The sequence below is a fragment of the Pseudomonas sp. S2_B10 genome (assembly GCF_054668425.1).
In genome coordinates this window covers 1,461,033-1,486,537 of sequence record NZ_CP162768.1, presented here as the reverse complement: position 1 = coordinate 1,486,537, position 25,505 = coordinate 1,461,033, and the positions used below count along the sequence as shown (strand labels likewise).

Sequence of the window (25,505 nt, the reverse complement as noted above, 5' to 3'; positions counted from 1 at the left end):
TATGACAACCCCATCCCCGACCGTTTCCATGGCGGACAAAGTTGCCCTGATCGACAGTCTCTGCGCCAAGGCGCGGATCCTGCCGGTGATCACCATCGCTCGCGAACAGGACGTGCTGCCGCTGGCCGACGCCCTCGCCGCCGGTGGCCTGACTGCGCTGGAAGTGACCCTGCGCTCGCAGTTCGGCCTCAAGGCCATTCAGATCCTGCGCGAACAGCGCCCCGAGCTGATGACCGGTGCCGGCACCGTGCTTGACCGCAACATGCTAGCGGCGGCTGAAGCGGCAGGCTCGCAGTTCATTGTTACCCCGGGCATCACCCGCGACCTGCTCGAAGCCAGCGTCGACAGCCCGATTCCGCTGTTGCCGGGCATCAGCAACGCCTCGGGGATCATGGAAGGCTACAGTCTGGGCTATCGCCGCTTCAAGCTGTTCCCGGCGGAAGTCAGCGGTGGCGTGGCGGCAATCAAGGCCCTCGGCGGCCCGTTCGGCGAAGTGAAATTCTGCCCGACTGGCGGCGTCGGCCCGGCCAATATCAAGAGCTACATGGCGCTGAAAAACGTCATGTGCGTGGGCGGTAGCTGGATGCTTGATCCGGAGTGGATCAAGAACGGCGACTGGTCCCGCATTCAGGAATGCACCGCCGAGGCCCTGGCGCTGCTGGACTGATTGTTACCCGACACTTCGTTGTGTGCTTTACGGCTTTATGGTGCGCTTGGTCGGCGCACCTTTTTTTTGCGCTGAAAAAACTGCCGATACATGCGGCGATACATAGTTACTGCACGCTGACTTTTTCACGGGGTTAATCTGCGTCCATCTTATGGAAGAGAGAACGCCTCATGGACGACCTTCAGTCTCTGACCCTTACGCCACAATCCCGTTATCAACCGAAGCAACTTCCCCTCGGCCGCCCCGCAGCTGAATCTCAAGTGCGCAATATCAGCCAAGGTGTCCAAGGCTTGCCGCTGGTCCTGCGTCTGTCGCTGGTCGATGCTATGACCAGCGAGCCGGTCATCGGCGCGCTGGTGCGCATTCAACAGCGTGTCGATGGCGACACCAGCCTGGGCGGCAGTCAATCGACTGACAGCCATGGCATCGTCCGTTTCACCAGTGTCTATCCGGATCGGCCGGCGCGCGGCGCTGCTTGCCTGAAGCTGAACGTATTCATTCCCGGCGACGAAGCAGGAGCGCAAGCTCACCACGAGGCCTGGGCCGGCACCTTGCACGTCCCAGGCCGCTGCGGCTGTGAAGGTGCCGCCGAGGAGGCCTTGCAGTTGGTATTGCAGCCGATCGCCGGCGCCGATCTTGAAGACGGTGCTTTCGCCTGCCAGACCCTCGGCATCGACACCTTCGCCGTGTCGTCGCAGCTTGGCCTTGAAGGCTACGAAAAAAACTCCGGAGCGCCGTTCTAGCGCAGTTGGTCCAGCGCCCGAACCAACTGCTCCATCTCGCCAGCCGTGGTGGTCAGCCCCGGGGTGATGCGAATGCACGGCCCGCACGCGGCGCCGGTGCGCACCACGGTGAACAGGTTGAATTCGCTGAGCAGACGCTCGGCCATGGCCTGCTGATCGGCATGCCGGGTGAAGCGCAGCGCGGTGATCCCGCAATACAGTTGCGGGTCGTCCGGCGTCAGCACCTCGATGCCCGGCAGGTGCCGGACCCGGCTGACCCACAGGTTGCGCAGGTAACTCAGGCGTGGGCTTTTGGCGGCGGCGCCGCCGAGCGCGTCGTGCTCTTCGAACACCAGCGGCAAGGTCATCAGCGCCGGGATGTTCGGCGTGCTGTACGAGGTCCGCGCGCGAATATCGCTGACCGGGTAATGCATCTCGCCCATGTCCGGATCGATGTCGGCCAGACGCTGCGGGGCGATATAGATAAAGCCGAGGGTCAGCGGTGCGCCGATCCATTTGTGCAGGTTGTAACCGGCGAAAGCGATGCCCAACGCTTGCAGGTCGAATTCAATCTGGCCGAGGGCGTGGGCACCGTCGAGGATGATGTCGACGCCATGCTCTTTGGCCAGCGCGGCGATGGCCTGCACCGGCATGACCAGGCCGGTGCGATGGGTGACATGGGTCAGGGCCATCAGTTTGAGTTTTGGATGGCGGACGAACGCCTCGCGGTAGGTTTCGAGCAGGCTGTCGAAACTGGCCGGATGGTGGTGGGCAATTTCGATGACCTCCACGCCACGCTGCTTCGCCAGCCAGCGCATGGCGCCCTTGACCGTGTCGTACTCGAGGTCGCAGATCAGTACCTGATCACCCGGTTGCAGACGATTGTAATTGCGGATCAGCGATTGCAGGCCTTCGGTAGCATTGCGGGTCAGGGCCACGCTTTGCGCGCGCACGCCAATCAGTTCGGCCAGTTGCGCGCGGATCTCAAGGTTGTCGTGCTGTTCAAAGCGCTGGCGTGCATAAATCGAGTTGCTGGCGTTGATCAGCTCGATGTTGCGCTGGTATTCCTCGATCACTGTGCGCGACATGCGCCCGAAGTAACCGTTTTCCAGGTTGACCGGGCCGGGCTGCACATCGTATCGGTCGGCGAATGTCTGCCAGAAGGCTTCGTCACGGGCGCGGCGGGTGTTGTCAGGCATTGTCGGCAAGGCTCAAGAGGGAAGGGCGCGTCAGTGGCGCGGGGCGGGTTTGCCGTGTTTGGCGCGCAGCGGCTCGAGCAGGTCGGACAGGCCGTTGTGGTCGATCTCCTGCATCAGCGCCAGCAGGCCACCGAGTTCACCGTGGGGAAAGCCTTCACGGGCGAACCAGTTCAGATAGGGGCCAGGCAGGTCGGCAATGATCCGCCCTTTGTATTTGCCGAAGGGCATTTCGCGGGTGATCAGCAGTTCGAGTTTTTCCGGATTCATCAGCACGCTTCATCGATTCACATCACAGCCTGGAAAATACAGGCATTCTGCATGCAGGCCAAATGACAGATCATGCAAAAAACCAGCATGCAGATGGTTCAATCTTTTGTAAGTCACTGAAAAATAAGGTTCTATTATCAATAAGCAAACTGGCACGCACACTGCAATATCCCTTGCATCTTCAACCAACCGCAAGGAATTGGAAAATGACTGACGTAAACAAAGAATCCATCTCGGTACTCAATGACCTGATCGAAACCTCCAAGGACGGTCAGGAAGGTTTCAAGACTTGCGCCGAAGACATCAAGCACCCAGAGCTGAAAAGCCTGTTTGTGACTCGCGCAGCTGATTGCGCCGCTGCCGCAGCTGAGCTGCAAGCGGCCGTTCGTTCGCTGGGCGGCGATCCGGAAACTTCCACCAGCGTGAGCGGTGACCTGCACCGTCGCTGGGTCGACGTTAAATCCATGTTCACCGGTAAAGACGAAGAGGCTGTGCTGAACGAAGCAGAGCGCGGTGAAGACCACGCACTGAAGGCCTACAAAGAAGCCCTCGAGAAAATCACCAAGCACAACCTGGTGGGTATTCGTGATCTGGTTGAACGCCAATATCACGGCGTACAACGCAACCACGACCAGGTGAAAGCCCTGCGTAACCAGGCTCGTGCGAGCTCGTAAGAGTTAGTCGGCTGAAAAAAAACGCCAGCTTGTCTGGCGTTTTTTTGTGCCTGGCGAAAAGCCCCTCACCCTAGCCCTCCCGAAACGTCGGACCGCCCGGAGGGGAGAGGGGACTGACCGAAGTGTTCTTGAAAGTTACAGCGATGTGAAATATCCAGTCGAACTCAGGATTTGGAAAGCCAGGAAATCGGCTCCCTTTCCCCCTCGCCCCCGTGGGGGAGAGGGTTGGGGTGAGGGGGCAGCAATCTACCTGACACCCTGCAATCCATCAGCCGATACTGATCGCCGGCAATGTCGGCAACGTCACCGTCTGCTGTTTGCGCGGCGCGAGAATTTCCGCTTCACCATCCACCACCAACTCATCACGCTGATTGAACACGCGAGTGGCAATGCGCACGCGGAATTTCGGCAGTTTCTCCAGAATCTCCAGGCGCACTGTCAGCGTGTCGCCGATCTTCACCGGCTTCTGAAAGCTCATCTGCTGACCGATATAAATGGTGCCCGGCCCAGGCAATTCGCATGCAACGGCGGCGCTGATCAGCGCACCGCTGAACATGCCGTGGGCGATGCGTTCCTTGAACATGCTGGCGGCGGCAAACTCGGCGTCCAGATGCACCGGGTTGTGGTCGCCTGACATCGCGGCGAACAGCTGAATGTCGCGCTCTTCGACAGTCTTGCTGTAGCTGGCGGTCTGGCCGACTTCGAGGGCTTCGTAAGGGATGTTGGTAACCTGGGTCATCGGTTTCGATTCCTGTGACGGATTTCAGTCAATCCACAAAAAATTATTCGCTGCGCTGCGGGCGCCGGTGGCTCAGGGCTTGGTCGATCCAGGCGAGCACATCGGTGGTCACTTCGTCGCGATTGCTTTCATTGAACAATTCGTGCCGGGCCTGCGGGTAGATCTTCAGTTGCAGATGCTGGCTGCCGGCCCTGCGCAAGGCATTGGCCAGATCTGTCAGACGCTTGCCCTCGCTCAGCGGATCACATTCGCCACCAATCACCAGCAGCGGCAGGCCCGGATCGATCTGCGCGAGATTGGACGCTTTGCTGATTTGCTGCAAGCCGCCGAGCAGGTCGACCCACAGCTGATTGGTGCAGCGAAAGCCGCATAACGGGTCGGCGGCGTATTTGTCGACCTCGGCCGGATCGCGGCTCAGCCAGTCGAAACGGGTGCGCACCGGTTTGAATTTATTGTTGAACGAGCCGAACGACAGCCACTCGATCAACGCACTGCGGCCCTTGCCGCCCTGGCGCAGTTTTTCCAGCCGGGCTATTTGCCGCGCGATGCGATAGAGGGCCACCGGCTGGAAATTCGAGCCGCTGAGAATCGCCCCGTGCAGACTGGCGCTGTGGTGCAACAAATAGCCTTGGGCGATGTAGCTGCCCATGCTGTGGCCGAGCAGGATGATCGGCACGCCGGGATGTTGCTGGCCGATGTGCTGGTTGAGGCTGGCCAGATCGCCAACGACCTTGCACCAGCCGTCGTCATCGGCGAAATGGCCAAGGGTGCCGTTGTCGGCGGTGCGACCATGGCCGCGCAGATCCGGGGCGTACACGCCATAGTCTTTGTCGCAAAACGTGTCGGCGAGCCGCGCGTAGCGAGCGCTGTGTTCGGCCATACCATGGGCCAGCAGAATCACCGCTTTCAATGGCGTGGCCGGTAGCCAGCGGTTGACGTACAGGCGGCTGCGGTCACTCGCGTCCAGCCAGAAGGTGTCGTGGGTCATGGCGATTCCTTTGCTCAGCATCGCCACAGTGTATAGCGCGTCTGATCAGCTCACGCCACGGCTGGAAGATTCACGGGATCAATGAGGGCCTGCGTCATATTTGCCTCAATGGCCATAGCTGCTAGTGTCCGTGAAGCTCCGCTTTGTGCTTTTCGCCTTCCATGGACGAAGCAGAAACGACAGAAAGCGGCTCCCGGATCGGCTCAGGTAAAGAGGACAAGAACAATGCAACCTGATTTCTGGAATGACAAACGCCCGGCCGGCGTACCGCTGGACATCGACATGGGCGAGTTCAAGTCGGTCATCGAAGTGTTTGAGCGTTCCTGCAAGAAATTCGCTGACCGCCCGGCGTTCAGCAGCATGGGCATCACCCTGACCTACGCCGAACTCGAACGCCAGAGTGCGGCGTTCGCCGGTTACCTGCAGGCCCATACCGATCTGGTGCCGGGGGATCGCATTGCGGTGCAGATGCCCAACGTCCTGCATTATCCGATTGCCGTGTTCGGCGCGCTGCGCGCCGGGCTGATCGTGGTCAACACCAACCCGCTCTATACGCCGCGCGAGATGCGCCACCAGTTCAAGGATTCCGGCGCACGCGCGCTGGTCTACCTGAATCTGTTCGGGCAGAAAGTCCAGGAAGTGCTGCCCGACACCGACATCCAATATTTGATCGAAGCGAAGATGGGCGACCTGATGCCCACCGCCAAAGGCTGGCTGGTCAACACCGTGGTCAGCAAAGTGAAGAAACTGGTTCCCGAGTATTCGCTGCCGCAAGCGACCTCGTTCAAAAGCGCGCTGCGCATGGGGCGTGGTCTGGGCATCAAGCCGCTGAACGTCGGCCTCGATGACATCGCCGTGCTGCAATACACCGGCGGTACTACCGGCCTGGCCAAGGGCGCGATGCTCACCCACGGCAATCTGGTGGCGAACATGCAGCAGGTGCGAGCCTGTCTGGCTCAGCTCGGCCCGGACGGTCAACCGCTGTTGCGCGAAGGCCAGGAGGTGATGATTGCGCCGCTGCCGCTGTACCACATCTATGCCTTCACTGCGAATTGCATGTGCATGATGGTCTCGGGCAACCACAACGTGTTGATCTCCAATCCGCGTGACATCGCCGGCTTCATCAAGGAACTGAAGAACTGGCGCTTCTCGGCGCTACTGGGTTTGAACACCTTGTTCGTCGCGCTGATGGATCACCCTGACTTCAAGACCCTGGATTTCTCCAGCCTGAAGCTGACCAACTCCGGCGGCACCGCGCTGGTCAAGGCCACCGCCGAGCGCTGGGAGCAGATGACCGGTTGCCGTATCACCGAAGGCTACGGCCTGACCGAGACCTCGCCAGTGGCGTGCACCAATCCTTACGGCGATCAGTCGCGCCTGGGCACTGTCGGCCTGCCGGTGCCGGGCACGCTGGTGAAAATCATCAACGATGACGGCGTCGAACAGCCGCTGGGCGAGCGCGGCGAACTGTGCATCAAAGGTCCGCAGATCATGAAGGGCTACTGGAACAAACCCGAAGCCACCGCCGAAGTGCTGGACGCCGAGGGCTGGTTCAAGTCCGGCGATATCGCCGTGATCGACCCGGACGGTTTCGTGCGCATCGTCGATCGCAAGAAGGACATGATCATTGTCTCCGGCTTCAACGTGTACCCCAACGAAATCGAAGACGTGGTCATGGCTCACCCGAAAGTCGCCAACTGCGCGGTGATCGGCGTGCCGGACGAACGTTCGGGAGAGGCGGTGAAGCTGTTTGTGGTGGCGCGGGAGAGCGGGGTCAGCCTGGAAGAGCTGAAGGCTTACTGCAAAGAGAATTTCACGGCCTACAAGGTGCCGAAACACATCGTGTTGCGTGAGTCGTTGCCGATGACGCCTGTAGGGAAAATTCTGCGGCGCGAGTTGCGGGATATCGCATAAAGGTTACGAGCGAAAAGATCGCAGCCTTCGGCAGCTCCTACAGGAAACGCATTCCAAATGTAGGAGCTGCCGAAGGCTGCGTTCTTTTGCTTTTACACCCCATGACTACGGGGCTTTCACAGGGTAATAGGATTTTTGCTCTAAAATGACCGCTGGCAAGTCTTGAGTCATCAATATGACTGTAGGGGCCTCTTTTGGCTCTGGTCGACCCTTGGCAAAGCTGCTACTCTCGGCGCGCTTTGTGACTTCTCGGCCTGTAAAACGCCGGATTCACCAATACAAAACACACACCAATAATAATCGCATCAAATGCGGTGAAGAATTCGCGTTGCTGAGGAGTGGGCTTCCATGATCGAAGACTTTTGGAAGGATAAGTACCCGGCTGGAATCGCAGCCGAGATCAATCCAGACGAGTATCCGAACATTCAGGCAGTGTTGAAGCAATCCTGCCAACGCTTCGCCAACAAACCGGCTTTCAGCAACCTCGGCAAGACAATCACCTACGGTGAGCTGTACGAGCTGTCCGGTGCCTTTGCCGCGTATCTGCAACAGCATACCGACTTGCAGCCCGGTGATCGAATCGCCGTGCAACTGCCCAACGTCCTGCAGTACCCGGTCGCGGTCTTCGGTGCCATTCGGGCCGGGCTGATCGTGGTCAACACCAACCCGCTGTACACCGCGCGGGAAATGGAACACCAATTCAACGACTCCGGCGCCAAGGCCCTGGTGTGCCTGGCGAACATGGCGCACCTGGCCGAAGCCGTGGTGCCGAAGACCGGCGTCAAGCACGTCATCGTCACCGAAGTCGCCGACTTGCTGCCGCCGATCAAGCGCCTGCTGATCAACAGCGTCATCAAGTACGTGAAGAAAATGGTCCCGGCCTATCACTTGCCCAAAGCCATCAAGTTCAACGACGTCCTGAGCAAGGGCCACGGCCAGCCAGTGGCCGAAGCCAATCCGGACAGCGGCGATGTCGCGGTGCTGCAATACACCGGCGGCACCACCGGCGTGGCCAAGGGCGCGATGCTCACGCACCGCAACCTGGTCGCCAACATGCTGCAATGCAAGGCGCTGATGGGCTCCAACCTCAACGAAGGCTGCGAGATCCTGATCACGCCGCTGCCGCTGTATCACATCTATGCGTTCACCTTTCATTGCATGGCGATGATGCTGATCGGCAACCACAACATCCTGATCAGCAACCCGCGCGACCTGCCGGCGATGGTCAAGGAACTGTCGAAGTGGAAGTTCAGCGGTTTCGTCGGTCTGAACACGCTGTTCGTGGCACTGTGCAACAACGAAGGTTTCCGCAAGCTGGATTTCTCCGCGCTGAAAGTTACCCTGTCCGGCGGCATGGCCCTGCAACTGGCGGCGGCCGAGCGCTGGAAAGCCGTGACCGGTTGCGCCATCTGCGAAGGCTACGGCATGACCGAAACCAGCCCGGTGGCCACGGTCAACCCGATCCAGCACATCCAGATCGGCACCATCGGCATTCCGGTGCCGTCGACCCTGTGCAAAGTCATCGACGATGCCGGTGTCGAACAGCCGCTGGGCGAGATCGGCGAGCTGTGCGTCAAAGGCCCGCAAGTGATGAAGGGCTACTGGCAGCGTCAGGAAGCCACCGATGAAATGCTCGACAGCGACGGCTGGCTGAAAACCGGTGACATCGCGCTGATCCAGCCGGACGGCTACATGCGCATCGTCGATCGCAAGAAGGACATGATTCTGGTGTCTGGCTTCAACGTCTATCCGAACGAACTGGAAGACGTGCTGGCGACTTTGCCCGGCGTATTGCAGTGCGCGGCGATCGGTGTGCCGGACGAGAAATCGGGTGAGGCGATCAAGATTTTCATCGTCGCCAAACCGGGCGTGACCCTGACCAAAGAGCAGGTCATGGACCACATGCGCGCCAACGTTACCGGCTACAAAGTGCCGCGCTCGGTGGAATTCCGCGATGCGCTGCCGACCACCAACGTCGGCAAGATCCTGCGCCGCGAATTGCGGGATGAAGAACTGAAGAAGATCAAGGCCAAGTCTGCCGCGTAAATAAAAAGCCCCGCAGATGCGGGGCTTTTTGTTGGGAAAGATTGGTGATTTGCAGCGTCTGGTAAATCCTACCCCCTCACCCCAACCCTCTCCCCCAAGGGGGCGAGGGGGAAGGGAGCCGATCTTCAAGCTTTTCAGAACCTGAGTTCGGCTCGATATTTCAGGTCGGCGTATTCCGTAAGAACAACCCGGTCGGTCCCCTCTCCCTCTGGGAGAGGGCTAGGGTGAGGGGAAGGGCTGACGCCACAAATCCTACTGACGAAACGGCGCAAAATTCACGTTGGTCCCCGCCGGACGCATGTCCTGCAGGTACGAATCCTTGTCCGCACTCAATTCCAGGCTCAGCGCCGCCTTGCGCTTGCCTTCGTTGCGAATCACCAGGCCTTCGAGCTTTTCGCGCAGGAACACCGTCGGCACTTTCAGGTGCAGCAACTCATCGGTGGCCGGGGTGTGCAGCAGCAAGTGAATCCACTCGTACTGACCGATGGCCAGACGCGACACCGGCAGGTCGAACCACCAGATATTGCGGTTGCGGTTCAGTTCGGCGAAGTGGCAGTTGTTGGTGCCGAGCACGGCGCCGCCCAGTTCCTGGTTGCGACGGGCGATGGCCTGGGTTTTATTGAGCTTCATGACATTCCTGCGAATCGGTGTGCCGGGCGCGACGCCCGTAGGCTGAGCATTCTCGGGGCAACGCCGACAAACATAAAGCGCAACCTGCGCGCCACGACGAAATGCCGGCAAAATAAATGAAACTCGGCGCAAAGCGCACCGGTCAATCGTTACGTAATGACTTTTCTTCCCTATATGCATCACGGAGAAACACCATGAGTAGCACAGGCGATAAAGTAAAAGGCATGGCCAACGAAGCCGTCGGTAACGTCAAGCAAGGCGTCGGCAAGGTCACTGACAACGACAAGCTGCGCGCCGAAGGCAAGGTTCAAGAGAAAAAAGGCGAAGCCCAGCAAGCGGTTGGCAACGCCAAGGACGCTGTGAAAAAAGGCGTCGACAAGGCGTAAGCGAGCCTTGAACGAATCACACGAGCGGCCATCCAAGGATGGCCGTTTTTGTATCAGAACCCTGCGGTCATCCGCCGAAGGATCGCCAAGTAGGCTACCTTGAGGTAAAAAACGGCCCCTGAGTCGCCACGACTTCAACCTTTTGCGGCGCAAGGAGACGCGAATGATATTTCCGGACATGAAAGGTCTGCCCCTGCACCGGGTGATGGTGCGCACGGTCACTGAGTTCGTCGATGACGAAATGTCGACCTATGCCTCGGCATTGGCTTACCAGATGCTGTTCTCGCTGTTTCCGTTCATTCTTTTCCTGATTGCCCTTATCGGTTTCCTGCACCTGCCGGACTTCTTTTCCTGGCTGCGTCTGCAATCTGAACTGGTGCTGCCACCGCAGGCACTGGAGCAGGTCAACCCGGTGATCGACCAGTTGCAGCAATCCAAGGGTGGCCTGCTGTCCATCGGTATCGTTATTGCGCTGTACACCGCGTCCGCTGGCGTGCGCCTGATGATGAGCGCAATGAATGCCGCCTACGACGTGGTCGAAGGCCGGCCGATCTGGAAGCGCTTCCCGTTGTCGATCGTCTACACCGTCGGCATCGCCGGCATGCTCCTGATCGCCGCTGCGCTGATGGTGCTCGGGCCGCAGGTGATGGGCTGGATTGCCGCACAAGTGGGGCTGGAATACTTCATCGTCACGGTGTGGACGATCGCCCGCTGGCCGGTGATCGTGATTCTGATGATGGTCGCGGTGGCGCTGATCTATTACGTGATGCCCGACGTCAAACAGGAATTCCGTTTCATCACCCCGGGTTCGGTGCTGGCCGTGGTGGTGTGGATCCTCGCCTCGTTGGGGTTTGCCTTTTACGTGAAAACCTTCGCCAACTACAACGCGATGTATGGCAGCATCGGGGCGATCATCGTGCTCTTGCTGTATTTCTACATTTCCTCCGCAGTCCTGTTGCTCGGCGCGGAAATGAATGCAGTGATCGAGCACATGTCCGCCGAAGGCAAGGAAAAGGGCGAAAAAGCCCCTGGCGAGCCTGACGAATCCCCCAAACAACACGTCTCGGGCCTGGGCCGCGATCATTCGCTCAAGCCGGACACTGATGAAGCGCGACCATGATTCGTGAAATTCTCAAAATGGGTGACGAGCGCCTGCTGCGCATCGCCGCGCCGGTACCACCGGAAATGTTCAACAGCGCCGAGCTCTGGCAACTGATCGATGACATGTTCCAGACCATGGAAAGCGTCGGCGGCGTTGGCCTCGCGGCGCCGCAGATCGGAGTCGACCTGCAACTGGTGATCTTCGGCTTCGAACACAGCGAGCGTTACCCGGACGCCGAAGCAGTGCCGCAGACGATCCTGATCAATCCGCTGATCACGCCGTTGAATCCGTTGATGGAAGAGGGCTTCGAAGGTTGTCTGTCGGTGCCGGGCCTGCGCGGCGCGGTGGAGCGTTATCAGCAGATTCGCTACGAAGGCTTTGATCCGAAGGGCGAGCCGATCGTGCGTGTGGCCTCGGGGTTTCATGCACGGGTGGTGCAGCATGAATGCGATCACCTGATCGGCCGGCTGTATCCGTCGCGGATTACCGATTTCAGCAAGTTCGGCTTTACCGAAGTGCTGTTTCCGGATCTTGATCCCAACGCTGACGACTGATTGTCAGAACACCATCAACCCCTGTGGGAGCGAGCCTGCTCGCGAACGCGGAGTATCAGAACCAAATTCGGCGCTGACACACCGCATTCGCGAGCAGGCTCGCTCCCACAGGGTTTCAGCGTAAATCTGCGGGATTGAGTCCCATCGCAATCATCGGCTTGCTCCGCGCATACCGGCTCAACCGCTCGGCCATCGCCTGCGGCAGCGGCGGATCGAAGCTGAACCCACGCCGCTCATAAAACCCGCGCAAATCCGGATGGCAAAACAGCCACACCGGCTCGTCCACCTGGGCAACCGCCGCTGCGATCAACTGCGCAGCGACACCTTGTTCCCGACACTGCGGATCAACAAACAACCCCGTCAGCCAGTGTCCGCCCGAGACTGGCCGCAGACACAGCGCCGCAACGATCTCGCCGCGCCTTGCCACCCACAACTGCGCCTCACGCACGGCTTTCATCGACGACTGGTGGCGGCGGTAGAACTTGTTCATCAGCGGCCACAACGATTCGTCGAGCTGGCTGTAGTGGATATCGGACATGGTTCGGGCTGTCGCTGGGAGAAGCGCCGATTATAAAAGAACGCGCGCTTCGGGATAGGTGTATACCTGAACTCACACCCCTGTGAGTGGAGTACCGATCATGTCCAAAGGTATGGATTCAAAGAAAGCCGCGAAGAAAAAGCCGGCCAAGACCGCGATTGAAAAACGCGCAGAGAAGAAAGCCAAGAAGGTCGATATTTTCGGCCACTGATCAAACCATGCGGAAGCCCGGTTCACGGGCTCCCGCATCGCTGGCGAAAACGTCCGTTTTCACCACACTGTTTCCCGCGCTGAACCGTTTCTTGTGCAAAAAATGCCAGATACTGGCCGACTAGTGGCCTTGCGCCCGGCGTTCGGCTGGCTATGCTTTGCAGGTAACTAACCATGTCGACCGTCATGCCAACAGGCCGACGGCACAGGTTGGTCCGTGATTCATGCTGCCAGAGTGCGCAATTCAAGGCACCAACACTGAACCAACAAGGAGCGTCACTTAAATGGAAGTTCTTCTACGCGTTAGGGCTGGCCCGCATGCGGGCTATCAAGAAAAGGATGTCTTGATCAGAGCGTCGCTGCACGACGCATCCGATTGATCATCATTTATCACCTGACAACTTCCTCCCGTGGGGGAAGGCGTGTGCCTGTTCTGTGGAACGTAGTGATGGATCTTGCAAGACCTGAACTTTCATCAAATCAAAAGAACGCGCGGAAGGTGATACAACCATGTTCAACCTACATCACAAGGCTGACCTGCGGGAAATCGAGCGCTTCAGCTGTGCGCTGACTGAGGCCAACGCGAAAATCGAAGCGATCAGCCGCTCGATGGCGATGATCGAGTTCACTCCGGACGGCATCGTTCTCGACGCCAACGAGAACTTCTGCAAGACCATGGGCTACAGCGCCGATGAAGTGCGCGGCAAACACCATCGGATCTTTTGCGAAGAAAGCTTTTATCGCAGCGAGGACTACGCGAAGTTGTGGCGCGACCTGGCCCGTGGTGAACCCCTCAGCGGTACTTTCCTGCGTCTGAACAAGAGTGGCCGGGAAATCTGGCTTGAAGCCAGTTACATGCCGGTATTCGGTCCCGACAAACAGGTCAGAAGTGTGATCAAGGTTGCGGCGGACATCACCGCACGCATCAACAAAGAACATGAAGAAGAAGCCATGCTCGCGGCGATCGGCCGTTCCATGGCGGTGATCGAGTTCACCCCCGAAGGCAATGTCATCCGCGCCAACGACAACTTTTTGCAGACCATGCAGTACGCGCACCCAGAAATTGTCGGCCAGCACCACAGCCTGTTCTGTCACCGCGCCGAAGCCGAATCCGCGCAGTACAAGGCGTTCTGGGCTTCGCTCAATCGCGGCGAATATCACTCGCACCGTTTCGAGCGCAAGAACAAGTCCGGGCAGATGGTTTATCTGGAGGCTTCGTATAACCCGCTGTTCGACGCCAAGGGCCGCTTGTACAAAGTGGTCAAGTTCGCCAGCGACATCACCCGGCAGATGACCACTCTGCAGAACGCTGCGGAATCGGCCCACAGTACCTCGGTGCAAAACGACGCCTGCGCGCAGAAAGGTTCACAGGTGGTGCAGCAGACCGTGCAGATCATTCAGGACATTTCCCGCGATCTGAACGAAGCGGCGGTGAGCATTGATGCGGTCAGCAAACAGTCGGACATCATCGGCACCATCGTTCAGACCATTCGCGGCATTGCCGATCAGACCAACCTGCTGGCGCTCAACGCCGCGATCGAAGCGGCGCGCGCCGGTGAACATGGACGCGGTTTCGCGGTTGTCGCCGATGAGGTGCGCAGCCTCGCCGCGCGGACCAGTCAGGCCACTCTGGAAATTGTCGACGTGGTGCGCAAGAACCACGACCTGTCGCTGAGCGCAGTGTCGAGCATGCAGTCGAGTCTGAGCCGAACCGGGCTGGGCGTGGAACTGGCCAACGAAGCGGGTGAGGTGATCCTCGAGATTCAGCAAGGCTCGCGGCATGTGGTGGATGCGATCAGTCAGTTCAATGAAACCCTGCAATTGAACTGAGCTGTTTCAACGTCACCAATAACCAATGTGGGAGCGAGCCTGCTCGCGAAAACGTTTGTCAGCCAGCACATGCCTTTCTGACACGACGCCTTCGCGAGCAGACTCGCTCCCACGGGTGAGTCCTGTGGTGGCCGTCAGCGATGCGCAATGTTCTCCAGCGCCAGATTACGCGTACGCGGGCCGAACCAGCCGATGGTCAGCATCACGATCAGCATGCTGCTGACGATGAACGCCAGTACCCCCGGCGTGCCGAAATTATCCAGGAACATGCCGATCAGCAGACTGCTGAACACCGTCGACAAGCGACTGAACGAATAGCAGAACCCGACCGCGCGGGCGCGGATGTTGGTCGGGAACAGCTCGCTTTGATAGGAGTGATAACTGAAGCTCAGCCAGGCGTTGCAGAAGGTGATCATCACCCCGCAGAAAATCAGCCCGAAGGCGCTGGTCTGCAGGGCGAACAGGGTGCCGAAGGTCATCGCGCCGAGCGCCGAGCCGACGATTTGCCATTTGTTCTCGAAACGGTTGGCGAACTTCACAAACAGCAACGGCCCGAGCGGGTAGGCGAGGGTGATGATGAAGGCGTACATCAAACTGTGGGTGACGCTTACGCCCTGGCCTGAAAGCAGCGCCGGCAACCAGTTGCCGAAACCGAAGAAACCGATCGCCTGAAAGATATGAAAAACGATCAGCATCAACGCGCGGCGGCGGTAGGGCGGCTGCCAGATATCGGCGAAACGGCCCTTGCCTTCGACATCGACCGGCACCGGTTCCGGCGCATCCAGCGCTTTGCCGTAATCCTTGGCGCAGCGCGCTTCGAGATGGTCGAGGATCCGATTGGCCTCATCGAACCGACCGTGTTGCGCCAGCCAGCGCGGCGATTCCGGCAGACGCTTGCGCAGCCACCAGATAAACAGCGCAAACACCGCGCTGGCCAGCACCACCCAACGCCAGCCGGACACCCCGAACGGCGCTTGCGGCACCAGCCACCACGACATCAAGGCCACCGCCGGCACCGAGAGGAACTGCACGAAAAACGCAAAGGCGAACGCCGAGCTGCGCATGCGTTTAGGGACCAGTTCCGAGAGGTAGGCATCGATCGTCACCAATTCGATACCCAAGCCGATGCCGACCAGAAAACGCATGCCGATGATGCCCAGCGCTGAGGTCTGAATCCCCATCAGGACTGTCGCCACCGTGTACCAGATCAGCGCGAAGGTGAAGATTGCCCGGCGACCGAAGCGATCCGCCAACGGACTGAGCAGACTGGCGCCGAGGAACAGGCCGAGGAACGTCGCCGAGGCGAACGCCGCCTGATCGGAGAAGCCGAACACCCCCTGACTGCCAGTGGCGAACAGGCCGTCGCGAATCAGCCCGGGACTGATGTAGGCGGTCTGGAACAGATCGTAGAGTTCGAAAAATCCGCCGATCGACAGCAGCGCCACCAGACGCCAGATGGTGGCGACGGCGGGCAGACGGTCGATGCGGGCGGAAATCTCGGCGGCGCGTACCGGGTCGATACCGTCACTGTGCGCGGCGGCGGAAGCGTGAGCAGTCATAAGCTGATCCATTTTTTATTGATGGAAAAGCTTAGCCTGCTATCGGAATTGATGGGTTGTGAATATCAGCGGTTTACCCGGTCAAACCGCTGATTTCTCGCAATATCTGCTTACGAATTAGCGATTTATGCCGCAGCGGCAGAATCCGGCAGCGCCGAGTTCGGCAGGCCGAAGATCCGGTCGAACAGCCAGTTGAACACGAAGGTGTAGCACGGGATGAAAATGATCAGTGCCAGATCCAGCAGGAACGCCTGCACCAGACTGATGTTCATCCACCACGCGATCAACGGAATCAGAAACACGATCAGCGTCAGTTGAAAGCCGACGGCGTGGGCGATGCGCCGTTTGACCGTACGGGTGCGCGAGATCTGGCGACTTTCCCAGCGCTCGAACAACGAGGTGTAAATGAAATTCCAGGTCACGGCGATACTGGTGATGATCACCGCCAGCGGCCCGGTGCTGCCAGGAGATGTGCCCGAGAGCAACGCCAGACCGAGGGCCGAGAAGGTCATGCCGATCACTTCGTAGAGCGACACGTAGACCAGTTTGCGTTTCACGCCTTGCATGCAGATTTGCCTCTTTCTTGCCGAATGTTGGCCAGCGGGGCTGGCGAAGGCGAGCAAAGATAGCTTCAATAGACCTGACAGAAAAAGTCGCTAGCTTTCAGTTTTATTGATAGGTGAGGCATTTGAATTTCAGCAGCGACAGCATCGAATTATTTCTCGCGGTGATCGAGCGCGGCTCGTTTTCCGCCGCCGCGCGGCAGTTGGGCAAGGTGCCGTCGGCAGTAAGCATGGGCATCGCCAATCTTGAAGCGGAACTCGGTTACCCGCTGTTCGACCGCAGTCATCGTGAGCCGCAACCGACGGCGATGGCGCAGTCGTTGGTGCCCCACGCGCGACTGATCGCCGAGCAGCTCAAGCAGCTGCAGGTGCACGCGGTGGAGCTGTCGCTGGGGCTGGAAAGCAGGTTGTCGATTGGCGTGGTTGCGGACATGGATCGACACCGCTTGCTGGCAGCGATCAAGGTGATTGCCGAGCGGCATCCGTTGCTCGATATCGAAGTGCTGACTGCGCCACAGGATGATGTGCTGGCGATGTTGCACACTGGCCGGGTCAGCGTGTGTCTGGCGTTTGCCGGGTTAAGTGTCAATGCGCTGGAGCGGTTTCAGTTCGTCGGCAGCGAACGCATGATCGCGACGCTGGCGGCGGACAGCCCGTTGTTGCAAGGGCGGGATGTGTTTCTCGAAGATCTGGTGCAGGTGCGGCAGATCATCGTCGCCAGCCGCGACTTGCCGATCAGCGAGACGCGGCCATTGGTGGCTGAATCCTACTGGCGTACGGACAATCTCGAGACGGCAATGGAAATGGTTGAAGCGGGATTGGGTTGGGGGAATTTTCCGCTGTCGGTGGTGCAGCCGTGGCTGGACGCGGGACGCTTGAAACGGCTGAATTTTCGCAACATCGAAAATGGCCTGGTGCTGCCGGTGCATGCGGTGTGGCTCAAGAGCCAGCCCTTGCAGAAGGGCGCCCAGGCTTTGGTCGACCTGCTCAGCCATTGAGTTTGGTAGAGATCCCCTGTGGGAGCGGGCCTGCTCGCGAAGGCGTCGTGTCAGCTGTATCAATGCTGACTGACCCACCGCTTTCGCGAGCAGGCTCGCTCCCACAAGGGTTGTGTTTCAACTCAGCATTTGTGAAGGGTCAGGTACTCTCGCGCACCTTCAGCTCAAACCCCATATCCTCCATCGGGCGCGCCACTTTGTTGCCCGCCATCAACGTGAGCATCTGCTCCGCCGCGCGCCGGCCGATCGCCTCGCGCGGGGTGTTGATGCTGCTCAGGCGCGGGACCATGTGCTCGGACATCGGCAAGTCGTTGAAACCCAGAATCGCCACTTGTTCGGGAATCTTGATGCCGTTACGCAACGCTTCCAGGAGCGCACCCTGGGCCAGGTCGTCGTTGCCGAAGAAAATCGCATCAACATCCGGATGCGCCGCCAGCAATTGCAAAAACAACTCGCCACCCAGACCCACAGACGAAGCACGCGGTGTCAGCACTTCCAGATCCGGGTCGTAACGGCCTGCCTTCTGCAACGCCTTGCGGAAACCCTCACCGCGCAGCAAGGTGCGCTGGTCCAGCTGCGCGCCGATGTACGCCAGACGTTTACGCCCACGGGACAGGAGATGTTCGGCGGCAGTTTCACCCGCGCTCAACTGCGAAAAGCCTACGCAATTGACCCCGGCAGCACTGTCCAGCTCCATCATGTACACGCAGGGAATGTTGCTGGCCTCGATCATCCGCCGCGAACTTTCCGTGCGATCAAAACCGGTCAGCAGAAACCCGCGCGGCTGATAAGCCATGTAATTGCGCAGCAGGTTTTCTTCTTCATCGCGCGAATAGTGGAAGTTGCCGATCAGCACTTCGAAGCCTTTGGGCGTCAGCACCCGATGAATGGCTTCCAGCGTGTCGATGAACAGCAGGTTGGACAGTGACGGCACCAGCACCACCACCGAATGGCTCTGCGCCGAGGCCAGTGCGCGGGCGGCGGGGTTGACTACATAGTTGAGTTCAAGCGCAGCTTTCTGCACTTTTTCCACCAGTTCGGTGGCCACCGTGCTTACCCCGCGCAAGGCGCGCGAGGCAGTGATCGGGCTGACGCCGGCCAGGCGGGCTACTTCGTTGAGGGTCGGACGGCCGGTGGTGCGGGTATTTTTATCGTTCTTGGGGGAGGTCATCGGGCGGCTTGCCAAACAAAAATCAAGGCACTAAGGTAGCGCTGTCCTGATGCAGCTGCAAATGCGTGAGCGCGGTCCTGCCTGATCTGTGCTCTTTGGCGTCGGGAACAAACCTGCTGCAACCCAAAAAAACGACAAGAAGGCGTCGGCAACTTCTGCCTGTGCACTAGAGTCATAGCTAGCAAAGGTAGCGCTGTCTGCGCGCTGAGGTGTTATATGAGTCATCCCATCACCGCCCTGGTCATCATGGGCGTTGCCGGTTGCGGCAAGACGTGCGTCAGCCAGGCCCTGTGCCATTTGAGCGGCGCCACTGCCATTGAAGGCGATACTTTCCATCCGGCCGCGAACATCGAAAAGATGAGCGCGGGGATCCCCCTGAACGACGAAGACCGCGCCGGCTGGCTCGACAGCCTGTGCGATGAACTGCGTCGCGTCGATGCCCAAGGCCAGCGCCCGGTATTGACCTGCTCGGCCCTTAAACACAGTTACCGCGAACGTCTGCGCAGTGCCTTGCCGGGCCTGGGTTTCGTGTTTCTTGAATTGACTCCGGAAGTCGCCGCCGAGCGCGTATCGCACCGCCCGGGCCACTTCATGCCGGCGACGTTGATCGAAAGCCAGTTCGCCACCCTCGAATCGCCCAAGGGCGAGCCGCTGACTCTGCCGCTCAATGCCTCGATTCACAGCGTTGAAGAGCTGGCCCTGCAGGCTCACGTCTGGTGGCAGGCCAACGGCCTGAAACAGGCGATATGAGCATGTTGAAAAAGACAGCGCTGTCCTCCCGACTTCTGTTCAACCCGCTTTAATAACAACAACAATCCAGGAGACACCCCCCATGTTTGGCATGTCCCACGAGACGTTCCTGCTGCTCGATGCAGTGGTCACGGTAATCGGCCTGATTATCCTGATCACCAAATTCAAGATTCACCCTTTTATCGCCCTGACCATCGCCGCCGCCTTCCTCGGCCTGACTTCCGGCATGCCGATCAACACCATCATCAAGGCGTTCCAGGACGGCTTCGGTGGCGTGCTCGGTTTCGTCGGCATCATCCTCGCCCTGGGCACCATGCTCGGCAAAATGATGGCCGAATCCGGCGGCGCCGATCAGATCGCCCAGACCCTGATTCGCGCCTTCGGCAAGGACAAGGTGCAGTGGGCGATGATGTTCGCTGCGTTCCTGGTGGGTATCCCGCTGTTCTTCGAAATCGGCTTCGTGCTGCTGATTCCGCTGGTGTTCATCGTTGCCCGTCGTACCGGTGTGTCGATCATCAAGATCGGTATCCCGCTGCTCGCCGGCCTCTCTGCGGTGCACGGTCTGGTACCGCCGCACCCAGGCCCGCTGCTGGCCATCGGCGTGTTCGGCGCTGACATCGGCAAGACCATTCTCTACGGTCTGATCGTCGCGCTGCCGACCGCCATCATTGCCGGTCCGATCTTCGGTACATTCATCGCCAAGCACATTCCTGGCCACCCGAATCAGGAGCTGGTCGATCAACTGGCCCGCGAAAACGATTCGGCCAACCTGCCGAGCTTCAGCATCACCCTGGTCACCGTGCTGTTGCCGGTGTTCCTGATGCTGCTGAAAACCTTCGCTGACGTGGCACTGCCGGACGGCAACTTCTTCCGCATCTGGATGGACATGATCGGCCACCCGATCTCCGCATTGCTGCTGGCGCTGCTGCTGTCGCTGTACACCTTCGGCTACAAGCAGGGCATCGGTTCCAACCAGATGCTCAAATGGCTCGACGCAAGCCTGGCGCCAACCGCCGCGATCATTCTGATCATTGGTGCGGGCGGTGGCTTCAAGCAGATGCTGGTGACCAGTGGCGTGGGTGACGTGATCGGCCACATGGCGGTCAGCGCGCAGATCTCGCCGATCCTGCTGGCCTGGCTGGTAGCGGCGGTAATCCGTATTGCAACCGGTTCGGCGACTGTGGCGACCATCACTGGCGCCGGCATTGTGGTGCCGGTTGTCGGCATGATTCCGGGCGTCAACCGTGAGCTGCTGGTGCTGGCCACCGGCGCCGGTTCGCTGATCCTGTCCCACGTCAACGACGCCGGTTTCTGGCTGGTCAAGCAGTACTTCAACATGACCGTGGCCGAAACCTTCAAGACCTGGACCGCGATGGAAACCATTCTGTCGGTAGTGGGCCTGGGCTTTATCCTGCTGTTGTCGCTGTTCGTTTAAGCGGCAGTTTGCAGGCACAAAAAAACCGCAGTGATGCGGTTTTTTTGTGGGCGTGGACTTCCTGCTTGATCGTTCCCACGCTCCGCGTGGGAATGCCTCAATGGACGCTCTGCGTCCGCTTTGAGACGCAGAGCGTCTCGGGCTGCATTCCCACGCAGAGCGTGGGAACGATCAGAGATGTGCCACTTATTTCGAGGCCAGGCCATCCGCGCGGAACATCCCGCGAATCCCGCGCACGGCCTGACGAATGCGGTCCTGATTTTCGATCAGGGCGAAGCGCACGTGATCATCGCCGTACTCACCAAAACCCACGCCCGGCGAAACGCAGACCTTGGCCTCGGCCAGCAGTTTCTTGGCGAACTCCAGCGAACCCAGATGCGCATACGCCTCGGGAATCTTCGCCCAGACATACATCGACGCTTTCGGATTCTCGACCATCCAGCCCAGCTCATGCAGGCCTTTGACCAGCACGTTGCGACGCTGACGATACTGCTCGGCGATGTCGCGCACGCACTGTTGATCGCCTTCCAGCGCGGCAATCGCCGCCACTTGCAGCGGGGTGAACGTGCCGTAGTCGTGGTAGCTCTTGATCCGCGCCAGGGCGCTGACCAGTTCCGGGTTGCCGACCATGAAACCAATGCGCCAGCCGGCCATGTTGTAGCTCTTGGACAGGGTGAAAAACTCCACCGCAATGTCCTTGGCCCCTGGCACCTGCATGATCGACGGGGCTTTCCAGCCGTCGTAGACGATGTCGGCGTAAGCCAGATCGTGGATGACCAAAACGTCGTACTGCTTGGCGAGGGCGATCACCCGTTCGAAGAAATCCAGCTCCACGCACTGCGCGGTCGGATTGGACGGGAAACCGAGGATCATCATTTTCGGCTTGGGGATCGAGCCGCGAATGGCCCGTTCCAGTTCATCGAAGAAGTCCACCCCCGGCACCAGCGGCACCGAACGCACCTGAGCGCCGGCAATCACTGCGCCGTAAATGTGGATCGGATAGCTCGGGTTCGGCACCAGCACGGTATCGCCCTGGTCCAGGGTCGCCAGCATCAAATGCGCCAGGCCTTCCTTGGAACCGATGGTGACAATGGCTTCGCTTTCCGGGTCGATATCGACTTCGTAGCGCTGCTTGTACCAGTTGGAAATCGCCCGGCGCAGGCGCGGAATGCCCTTGGACGTCGAGTAACCGTGGGTGTCTTCACGTTGGGCGACCTGCACCAGTTTTTCGACAATGTGCGGCGGCGTGGCGCCGTCGGGATTGCCCATGCTCAGGTCGATGATGTCTTCACCACGGCGGCGAGCGGCCATCTTCAGCTCGGCGGTGATGTTGAACACGTAAGGGGGGAGTCGATCTATGCGCGCAAAGCGGCGCGGCGAACCTTGTTCGGCCATTGTTGCCTCGGATAACGTAAGCGCCCGGAACCGTCCGAGCGACGCTGGTCACTGCGGTGACCTGTGGCGGAAGATAAGTGCAGTGATGGCATACTGTCCAGCGCGGTTGTAAACATTTTTTTCAAGGAAAATCGGTCAATGGAATTCACCAGCGGCTTCTTGCTGAGCCTTTCGCTGTGCCTGGATATCGGCGTAGCCAACATCGCGATGATCACCCTGGCCATGCAGCGCGGCTACTTTCAGGGCTTCGCCCTGGGCCTGGGCACCTGCGTCGGCGACCTGATTTACGCGGTGCTGGCCTTGGCCGGCATGACTGTTTTGCTGCAATACGAAACCGTGCGCTGGGTCCTGTGGATTGGCGGTTCGGCGCTGCTGATCTACTTCGCGGCGAAGATGATTTATTCGGCGATCCACCACGAAGCGCTGCTGGCGGAAACCGCGGAAGTGGGGCAGAACTCCCATCGCAAGGAATTCTTTCGCGGCATCTTTCTCGCGATGTCGTCGCCGAGTGCGATTCTCTGGTTTGCTGCGGTCGGCGGCACGTTGATTGCGCGATCCGGTGGCGGTGGTCCGTTGAGTTCGGCGCTGTTTTTGGGCGGCTTTCTCTGCGCCGGGCTGCTGTGGTCGGCCGGTCTGTGCTTCGCGGCAAGCCACGGCGGCAAGCTGCTGGGCGACAAGCTGCTGCGTTACTCCTACTTGGCATCGGCGGCGATCTTCTGCTATTTCGCGGTCTACGTGATCGTTTCCGGGTACAACGAGTTTGTCGGCTCGGGCGCCGTCGAGCAGTTGCATGCGCTGTAAACGTGCGAAACGGATCGGGCTTTCTATACTCCCAGCCGAACCCACTTTTGCGTTCTGAGGAGTCGCGTCATGGATGAACAACCACGCGTCGAATTGGCTGGGCCGCGCTTCGAACACGGGCAATTTCTGCTGATTGCCGGTTTCGGCGGGCGATTCACTCAGGGGACCACCGACAACATTCCCGCGTTGTGGAAAAAACTGATCCCGCACTTGGGAAAAATCCCCGCGCAAGTCAATGAAGTGACCTACGGCGTTTGCTGCAACGCGGACGGCGAGGGCGGTTTCGAATACATCGCCGGGGTGCAGATCGACAAGCTCGACGACCTGCCGGAAAAGTACCGCTGGGTTGAAATCCAGCCGCAGAAATATGCGGTGTTCGAGCACAAAGGGTCACTGGCGCAACTCCCTGACACCTTCCAGTACATCTGGAACACCTGGCTGCCGCAGTCCGCTTACGAAGCGGCGGATGCGCCGGAATTCGAGCGCTACAGCGAGGATTACAACCCGAAACTCAATACCGGCACCCTGGAAATCTGGCTGCCGATCAAGGCTTGAGCGGTGTAACAATCGAGGCGGAGCATGTCCGCCCCGGTGGTTCTGCTTTATGCTGGCGGGCCTTGTTTCCACAGATTTTTGAGCTGCCATGAACACCGTGATCCGCAACGTCAGCGCCGCCGACCTCGACCGCTGCTACGCCATCGAAACCGACGCCTATGAAGGCGACGAAGCCGCTACCCGCGAAAAGATCGCCACGCGCATCGCCACCTGGCCGGACGGCTTCATCGTCGCAGAGGTGGACGGTGTGGTCGCCGGTTTCATCAATTCCGGCGCGGCGTTCGACGTGCAGATGTCCGACGAGGCCTTCAAGGAGCTGATCGGCCACGACCCGAAAGGGCCGAACGTGGTGATCATGTCGGTGGTGGTGCACCCGGATTACCAAGGGCAGGGCCTGGCCAAGCGCCTGCTCGGCGAATTCATCGAGCGCATGCGTGCGATGGACAAAGCGACAATTCATCTGATGTGCAAAGAGCAACACATTGCGTTGTACGCCGGGTTTGGCTTTGCTTACATCAAACCGTCGGAGTCCGACCACGGCGGCATGGCGTGGCACGAGATGATCCTGACCCTCTGAAGCCAACACCTATCGAAACTGCCTGATCGTTCCCACGCTCCGCGTGGTAATGCAGCCGGGGACGCTCCGCGTCCCAAAAGCGTGACGCAGAGCGTCACAAAGAGGCGTTCCCACGCGGAGCGTGGGAACGATCAGGGGATACTCAGAAGAACAGCCCCATCCGCCGCTCGTAACCGATCCGGCCCTTGTACGCTTCGCCGCTGTCGACATAGCCATGCTTGGCGTACAGCGCAATCGCCGCCTCGTTATCAGCGTCCACCGACAATTCCAGTCCTTTGATTTCCGGCCACGCTTCACGGGCGACAGCGGGCAGCGCTTGCAGGCAAGCCTTGCCGTAACCCTTGCCCTGCGCTCGGCGATCGACCTGCAGCGCATGCAACGTGGCGCTGTGTTCGTCGGCCCAGTCGGGCAACACCGGCGGGCGCTTGAGCAGCAGAAACGCTACCGGTACGTCGTCCGCCAGCAGGGCAAAACCCTTTACGCCGGGGCCGGGTTTCGACAGCAGGGTGTGCAAGGCACCGTGGATGTCGCCGGAGAATTTGATCTGCTCGGGGTGGATTTCAATGGCCTCGACTTGCTGACGCTGTAAAGGGCTGAGGCTGTCGTAAGGCACGAGTTGGGCTGACACGGGAATTTCCTTTTTCCTACAAAGAGTGAGCCTCGGATTCTAGCGAGATTGTCGTCGGCGAAATTTTTTTGTTTGCCCTGTCGATCCGCGCATTGGGCAAACGACTAAGGGTGTCTTCACAACAAAAACCACGGAGAACACCATGAGCGCACAGACTGATATCCAGACTCTGATCAACACCTATCGCGAAGCGGTAATGGCCAAGGACGTCGAGAAAGTCATGACCCTGTACGCCGACGACATCGTCTCGTTCGATGCGATCAAGGCCCTGCAATTCAAAGGCAAAGCGGCGTACCGCGCGCACTGGGTCGAGTGCATGGAAATGTGCCCCGGCCCGCACATCTTCGAGTTCCACGAAATCGCCATCGAAAGTGCCGACAACATCGCTTTCGCCCATTGGGTAGCCAACTGCGGCGGCACCAATGACAAAGGCGAAACCCAGAGTTGCTGGATGCGTGTCACCGCCTGTTACCGGCAAATCGGCGGGGCGTGGAAGATTGCCCACGAGCACTGGTCGGCACCGTTCGATCCGATGAGCGGCGCGACGCTGTTCGATGTGCAGCCCTGATCTTCAGCCATAGTTGATCCGTTCGAATCAGGAGATCGC

At 59.5% G+C, this 25,505-nt stretch carries 27 protein-coding genes and 1 pseudogene; 17 read left to right on the top strand and 11 right to left on the bottom strand.

Annotation, left to right across the window (positions count from 1 at the left end; translation table 11 throughout):
• Nucleotide 1 precedes the first annotated feature (1 nt).
• Both AB4O45_RS06590 and AB4O45_RS06585 read left to right on the top strand, forming a co-directional pair.
• Entirely contained in the window at nt 2-667 is a 666-nt protein-coding gene (locus tag AB4O45_RS06590; RefSeq protein WP_460161223.1) for a bifunctional 4-hydroxy-2-oxoglutarate aldolase/2-dehydro-3-deoxy-phosphogluconate aldolase, read from the top strand.
• 170 nt (nt 668-837) lie between these two features.
• Nucleotides 838-1,410 (top strand): hypothetical protein, encoded by a 573-nt coding sequence (locus tag AB4O45_RS06585; protein WP_460161222.1) that lies wholly within the window; start codon nt 838-840, stop codon nt 1,408-1,410.
• Here AB4O45_RS06585 and AB4O45_RS06580 read toward each other — a convergent pair.
• Together AB4O45_RS06580 and AB4O45_RS06575 are read right to left on the bottom strand one after the other, a co-directional pair.
• The gene (locus AB4O45_RS06580) at nt 1,407-2,588 is read right to left on the bottom strand and encodes an aminotransferase class V-fold PLP-dependent enzyme (RefSeq protein ID WP_460161221.1); all 1,182 of its coding nucleotides are present in this window, start codon (nt 2,586-2,588) and stop codon (nt 1,407-1,409) included. The genes AB4O45_RS06585 and AB4O45_RS06580 overlap by 4 nt on opposite strands.
• A 30-nt stretch (nt 2,589-2,618) precedes the next feature.
• Entirely contained in the window at nt 2,619-2,855 is a 237-nt protein-coding gene (locus tag AB4O45_RS06575) for a DUF3820 family protein (protein WP_003227425.1), read from the bottom strand.
• 206 nt (nt 2,856-3,061) lie between these two features.
• Here AB4O45_RS06575 and AB4O45_RS06570 point away from each other — a divergent pair, with 206 nt between their 5' ends.
• On the top strand, nt 3,062-3,529 hold the full coding sequence (locus AB4O45_RS06570; protein ID WP_460161220.1) for a PA2169 family four-helix-bundle protein: 468 nt from the start codon (nt 3,062-3,064) through the stop codon (nt 3,527-3,529).
• A gap of 268 nt (nt 3,530-3,797) precedes the next feature.
• Here AB4O45_RS06570 and AB4O45_RS06565 read toward each other — a convergent pair whose 3' ends face one another.
• The gene (locus AB4O45_RS06565; protein ID WP_003227420.1) at nt 3,798-4,268 is read right to left on the bottom strand and encodes a MaoC family dehydratase; all 471 of its coding nucleotides are present in this window, start codon (nt 4,266-4,268) and stop codon (nt 3,798-3,800) included.
• Between the two features lie 43 nt (nt 4,269-4,311).
• A complete protein-coding gene (locus tag AB4O45_RS06560) occupies nt 4,312-5,256 on the bottom strand; it encodes an alpha/beta hydrolase (RefSeq protein ID WP_460161219.1) in 945 nt (314 codons plus the stop codon).
• A 225-nt stretch (nt 5,257-5,481) separates the two neighbouring features.
• Between AB4O45_RS06560 and fadD2 the strand changes: the two genes are divergently transcribed.
• The gene (gene fadD2, locus AB4O45_RS06555; protein ID WP_024014054.1) at nt 5,482-7,170 is read left to right on the top strand and encodes a long-chain-fatty-acid--CoA ligase FadD2; all 1,689 of its coding nucleotides are present in this window, start codon (nt 5,482-5,484) and stop codon (nt 7,168-7,170) included.
• 348 nt (nt 7,171-7,518) lie between these two features.
• Nucleotides 7,519-9,216: a long-chain-fatty-acid--CoA ligase FadD1 gene (gene fadD1, locus AB4O45_RS06550; protein ID WP_024014053.1), complete on the top strand. Its 1,698-nt coding sequence runs from the start codon at nt 7,519-7,521 to the stop codon at nt 9,214-9,216.
• A gap of 252 nt (nt 9,217-9,468) precedes the next feature.
• Here the strand turns inward: fadD1 and AB4O45_RS06545 are convergent, their stop codons facing one another.
• On the bottom strand, nt 9,469-9,846 hold the full coding sequence (locus AB4O45_RS06545) for a hypothetical protein (RefSeq protein ID WP_016775519.1): 378 nt from the start codon (nt 9,844-9,846) through the stop codon (nt 9,469-9,471).
• A 194-nt stretch (nt 9,847-10,040) separates the two neighbouring features.
• Between AB4O45_RS06545 and AB4O45_RS06540 the strand changes: the two genes are divergently transcribed.
• The 3 genes from AB4O45_RS06540 to def all read left to right on the top strand — a co-directional run bounded on the left by AB4O45_RS06540 (nt 10,041) and on the right by def (nt 11,888).
• The gene (locus AB4O45_RS06540) at nt 10,041-10,232 is read left to right on the top strand and encodes a CsbD family protein (RefSeq protein WP_041479186.1); all 192 of its coding nucleotides are present in this window, start codon (nt 10,041-10,043) and stop codon (nt 10,230-10,232) included.
• Between the two features lie 163 nt (nt 10,233-10,395).
• Nucleotides 10,396-11,352 carry a YihY/virulence factor BrkB family protein gene (locus AB4O45_RS06535; RefSeq protein ID WP_041479188.1) on the top strand — a complete coding sequence of 319 codons (957 nt, stop codon included), beginning with the start codon at nt 10,396-10,398 and terminating at the stop codon, nt 11,350-11,352.
• A complete protein-coding gene (def, locus tag AB4O45_RS06530) occupies nt 11,349-11,888 on the top strand; it encodes a peptide deformylase (RefSeq protein ID WP_076563914.1) in 540 nt (179 codons plus the stop codon). The genes AB4O45_RS06535 and def overlap by 4 nt, the downstream gene beginning before the upstream one ends.
• A gap of 115 nt (nt 11,889-12,003) precedes the next feature.
• Here the strand turns inward: def and AB4O45_RS06525 are convergent, their stop codons facing one another.
• On the bottom strand, nt 12,004-12,426 hold the full coding sequence (locus AB4O45_RS06525) for a GNAT family N-acetyltransferase (protein ID WP_423664079.1): 423 nt from the start codon (nt 12,424-12,426) through the stop codon (nt 12,004-12,006).
• A gap of 720 nt (nt 12,427-13,146) precedes the next feature.
• Here AB4O45_RS06525 and AB4O45_RS06520 point away from each other — a divergent pair.
• Both AB4O45_RS06520 and AB4O45_RS06515 read left to right on the top strand, forming a co-directional pair.
• Nucleotides 13,147-13,872, top strand: a pseudogene (locus AB4O45_RS06520) (PAS domain-containing protein); the annotation flags it as partial.
• Nucleotides 13,873-13,926: 54 nt separating this feature from the next.
• Complete coding sequence (locus AB4O45_RS06515) at nt 13,927-14,466, top strand: methyl-accepting chemotaxis protein (RefSeq protein WP_223259141.1); 540 nt, start codon at nt 13,927-13,929, stop codon at nt 14,464-14,466.
• 134 nt (nt 14,467-14,600) lie between these two features.
• On the opposite strand, the gene AB4O45_RS06510 is transcribed toward AB4O45_RS06515, so the two are convergent.
• Together AB4O45_RS06510 and AB4O45_RS06505 are read right to left on the bottom strand one after the other, a co-directional pair.
• Complete coding sequence (locus tag AB4O45_RS06510) at nt 14,601-16,025, bottom strand: MFS transporter (RefSeq protein ID WP_150741963.1); 1,425 nt, start codon at nt 16,023-16,025, stop codon at nt 14,601-14,603.
• 125 nt (nt 16,026-16,150) lie between these two features.
• Nucleotides 16,151-16,591, bottom strand: a complete 441-nt coding sequence (locus AB4O45_RS06505; RefSeq protein WP_041479195.1) for a PACE efflux transporter — start codon at nt 16,589-16,591, stop codon at nt 16,151-16,153.
• A gap of 122 nt (nt 16,592-16,713) precedes the next feature.
• Between AB4O45_RS06505 and AB4O45_RS06500 the strand changes: the two genes are divergently transcribed.
• Nucleotides 16,714-17,586 (top strand): LysR family transcriptional regulator, encoded by an 873-nt coding sequence (locus AB4O45_RS06500; RefSeq protein WP_056787986.1) that lies wholly within the window; start codon nt 16,714-16,716, stop codon nt 17,584-17,586.
• A gap of 139 nt (nt 17,587-17,725) precedes the next feature.
• Here the strand turns inward: AB4O45_RS06500 and gntR are convergent, their stop codons facing one another.
• Nucleotides 17,726-18,757: an HTH-type transcriptional regulator GntR gene (gene gntR, locus AB4O45_RS06495; protein WP_056787988.1), complete on the bottom strand. Its 1,032-nt coding sequence runs from the start codon at nt 18,755-18,757 to the stop codon at nt 17,726-17,728.
• A 216-nt stretch (nt 18,758-18,973) separates the two neighbouring features.
• Here gntR and AB4O45_RS06490 point away from each other — a divergent pair, with 216 nt between their 5' ends.
• Both AB4O45_RS06490 and AB4O45_RS06485 read left to right on the top strand, forming a co-directional pair.
• Nucleotides 18,974-19,507: a gluconokinase gene (locus tag AB4O45_RS06490; protein WP_041479197.1), complete on the top strand. Its 534-nt coding sequence runs from the start codon at nt 18,974-18,976 to the stop codon at nt 19,505-19,507.
• Between the two features lie 82 nt (nt 19,508-19,589).
• Nucleotides 19,590-20,942, top strand: coding sequence for a GntP family permease (locus tag AB4O45_RS06485; RefSeq protein ID WP_016773551.1), 1,353 nt, complete (start codon nt 19,590-19,592; stop codon nt 20,940-20,942).
• A gap of 186 nt (nt 20,943-21,128) precedes the next feature.
• Here the strand turns inward: AB4O45_RS06485 and alaC are convergent, their stop codons facing one another.
• The gene (gene alaC / locus AB4O45_RS06480; protein ID WP_071173329.1) at nt 21,129-22,337 is read right to left on the bottom strand and encodes an alanine transaminase; all 1,209 of its coding nucleotides are present in this window, start codon (nt 22,335-22,337) and stop codon (nt 21,129-21,131) included.
• Nucleotides 22,338-22,475: 138 nt separating this feature from the next.
• On the opposite strand from alaC, the gene AB4O45_RS06475 reads away from it, so the two are divergent.
• From AB4O45_RS06475 to AB4O45_RS06465, 3 genes are all read left to right on the top strand, one after another.
• Nucleotides 22,476-23,138, top strand: a complete 663-nt coding sequence (locus tag AB4O45_RS06475) for a LysE family translocator (protein ID WP_041479200.1) — start codon at nt 22,476-22,478, stop codon at nt 23,136-23,138.
• Nucleotides 23,139-23,207: 69 nt separating this feature from the next.
• A complete protein-coding gene (locus AB4O45_RS06470) occupies nt 23,208-23,693 on the top strand; it encodes a GyrI-like domain-containing protein (protein WP_252876770.1) in 486 nt (161 codons plus the stop codon).
• A gap of 88 nt (nt 23,694-23,781) precedes the next feature.
• Complete coding sequence (locus AB4O45_RS06465; protein ID WP_150741966.1) at nt 23,782-24,270, top strand: GNAT family N-acetyltransferase; 489 nt, start codon at nt 23,782-23,784, stop codon at nt 24,268-24,270.
• A gap of 142 nt (nt 24,271-24,412) precedes the next feature.
• Here the strand turns inward: AB4O45_RS06465 and AB4O45_RS06460 are convergent, their stop codons facing one another.
• Nucleotides 24,413-24,898, bottom strand: a complete 486-nt coding sequence (locus AB4O45_RS06460; RefSeq protein WP_150637515.1) for a GNAT family N-acetyltransferase — start codon at nt 24,896-24,898, stop codon at nt 24,413-24,415.
• Between the two features lie 142 nt (nt 24,899-25,040).
• Here AB4O45_RS06460 and AB4O45_RS06455 point away from each other — a divergent pair, with 142 nt between their 5' ends.
• Nucleotides 25,041-25,466 carry a YybH family protein gene (locus AB4O45_RS06455; protein WP_460161218.1) on the top strand — a complete coding sequence of 142 codons (426 nt, stop codon included), beginning with the start codon at nt 25,041-25,043 and terminating at the stop codon, nt 25,464-25,466.
• The last annotated feature ends 39 nt before the right edge of the window (nt 25,467-25,505 follow it).

Excerpts from the sequence above, each read along its gene's own strand:
- AB4O45_RS06545 (WP_016775519.1), bottom strand. The coding sequence starts at position 9,846 with ATGAAGCTCAATAAAACCCAGGCCATCGCCCGTCGCAACCAGGAACTG.
- AB4O45_RS06580 (WP_460161221.1), bottom strand. The coding sequence starts at position 2,588 with ATGCCTGACAACACCCGCCGCGCCCGTGACGAAGCCTTCTGGCAGACA.
- AB4O45_RS06505 (WP_041479195.1), bottom strand. The coding sequence starts at position 16,591 with ATGCAAGGCGTGAAACGCAAACTGGTCTACGTGTCGCTCTACGAAGTG.
- AB4O45_RS06535 (WP_041479188.1), top strand. The coding sequence starts at position 10,396 with ATGATATTTCCGGACATGAAAGGTCTGCCCCTGCACCGGGTGATGGTG.
- AB4O45_RS06575 (WP_003227425.1), bottom strand. The coding sequence starts at position 2,855 with ATGAATCCGGAAAAACTCGAACTGCTGATCACCCGCGAAATGCCCTTC.
- AB4O45_RS06585 (WP_460161222.1), top strand. The coding sequence starts at position 838 with ATGGACGACCTTCAGTCTCTGACCCTTACGCCACAATCCCGTTATCAA.
- fadD1 (WP_024014053.1), top strand. The coding sequence starts at position 7,519 with ATGATCGAAGACTTTTGGAAGGATAAGTACCCGGCTGGAATCGCAGCC.
- AB4O45_RS06510 (WP_150741963.1), bottom strand. The coding sequence starts at position 16,025 with ATGACTGCTCACGCTTCCGCCGCCGCGCACAGTGACGGTATCGACCCG.
- AB4O45_RS06565 (WP_003227420.1), bottom strand. The coding sequence starts at position 4,268 with ATGACCCAGGTTACCAACATCCCTTACGAAGCCCTCGAAGTCGGCCAG.
- alaC (WP_071173329.1), bottom strand. The coding sequence starts at position 22,337 with ATGGCCGAACAAGGTTCGCCGCGCCGCTTTGCGCGCATAGATCGACTC.
- AB4O45_RS06485 (WP_016773551.1), top strand. The coding sequence starts at position 19,590 with ATGTTTGGCATGTCCCACGAGACGTTCCTGCTGCTCGATGCAGTGGTC.
- AB4O45_RS06470 (WP_252876770.1), top strand. The coding sequence starts at position 23,208 with ATGGATGAACAACCACGCGTCGAATTGGCTGGGCCGCGCTTCGAACAC.
- AB4O45_RS06540 (WP_041479186.1), top strand. The coding sequence starts at position 10,041 with ATGAGTAGCACAGGCGATAAAGTAAAAGGCATGGCCAACGAAGCCGTC.
- AB4O45_RS06490 (WP_041479197.1), top strand. The coding sequence starts at position 18,974 with ATGAGTCATCCCATCACCGCCCTGGTCATCATGGGCGTTGCCGGTTGC.
- AB4O45_RS06455 (WP_460161218.1), top strand. The coding sequence starts at position 25,041 with ATGAGCGCACAGACTGATATCCAGACTCTGATCAACACCTATCGCGAA.
- def (WP_076563914.1), top strand. The coding sequence starts at position 11,349 with ATGATTCGTGAAATTCTCAAAATGGGTGACGAGCGCCTGCTGCGCATC.
- AB4O45_RS06465 (WP_150741966.1), top strand. The coding sequence starts at position 23,782 with ATGAACACCGTGATCCGCAACGTCAGCGCCGCCGACCTCGACCGCTGC.
- AB4O45_RS06475 (WP_041479200.1), top strand. The coding sequence starts at position 22,476 with ATGGAATTCACCAGCGGCTTCTTGCTGAGCCTTTCGCTGTGCCTGGAT.
- AB4O45_RS06560 (WP_460161219.1), bottom strand. The coding sequence starts at position 5,256 with ATGACCCACGACACCTTCTGGCTGGACGCGAGTGACCGCAGCCGCCTG.
- AB4O45_RS06525 (WP_423664079.1), bottom strand. The coding sequence starts at position 12,426 with ATGTCCGATATCCACTACAGCCAGCTCGACGAATCGTTGTGGCCGCTG.
- AB4O45_RS06515 (WP_223259141.1), top strand. The coding sequence starts at position 13,927 with ATGACCACTCTGCAGAACGCTGCGGAATCGGCCCACAGTACCTCGGTG.
- AB4O45_RS06590 (WP_460161223.1), top strand. The coding sequence starts at position 2 with ATGACAACCCCATCCCCGACCGTTTCCATGGCGGACAAAGTTGCCCTG.
- fadD2 (WP_024014054.1), top strand. The coding sequence starts at position 5,482 with ATGCAACCTGATTTCTGGAATGACAAACGCCCGGCCGGCGTACCGCTG.
- AB4O45_RS06570 (WP_460161220.1), top strand. The coding sequence starts at position 3,062 with ATGACTGACGTAAACAAAGAATCCATCTCGGTACTCAATGACCTGATC.
- gntR (WP_056787988.1), bottom strand. The coding sequence starts at position 18,757 with ATGACCTCCCCCAAGAACGATAAAAATACCCGCACCACCGGCCGTCCG.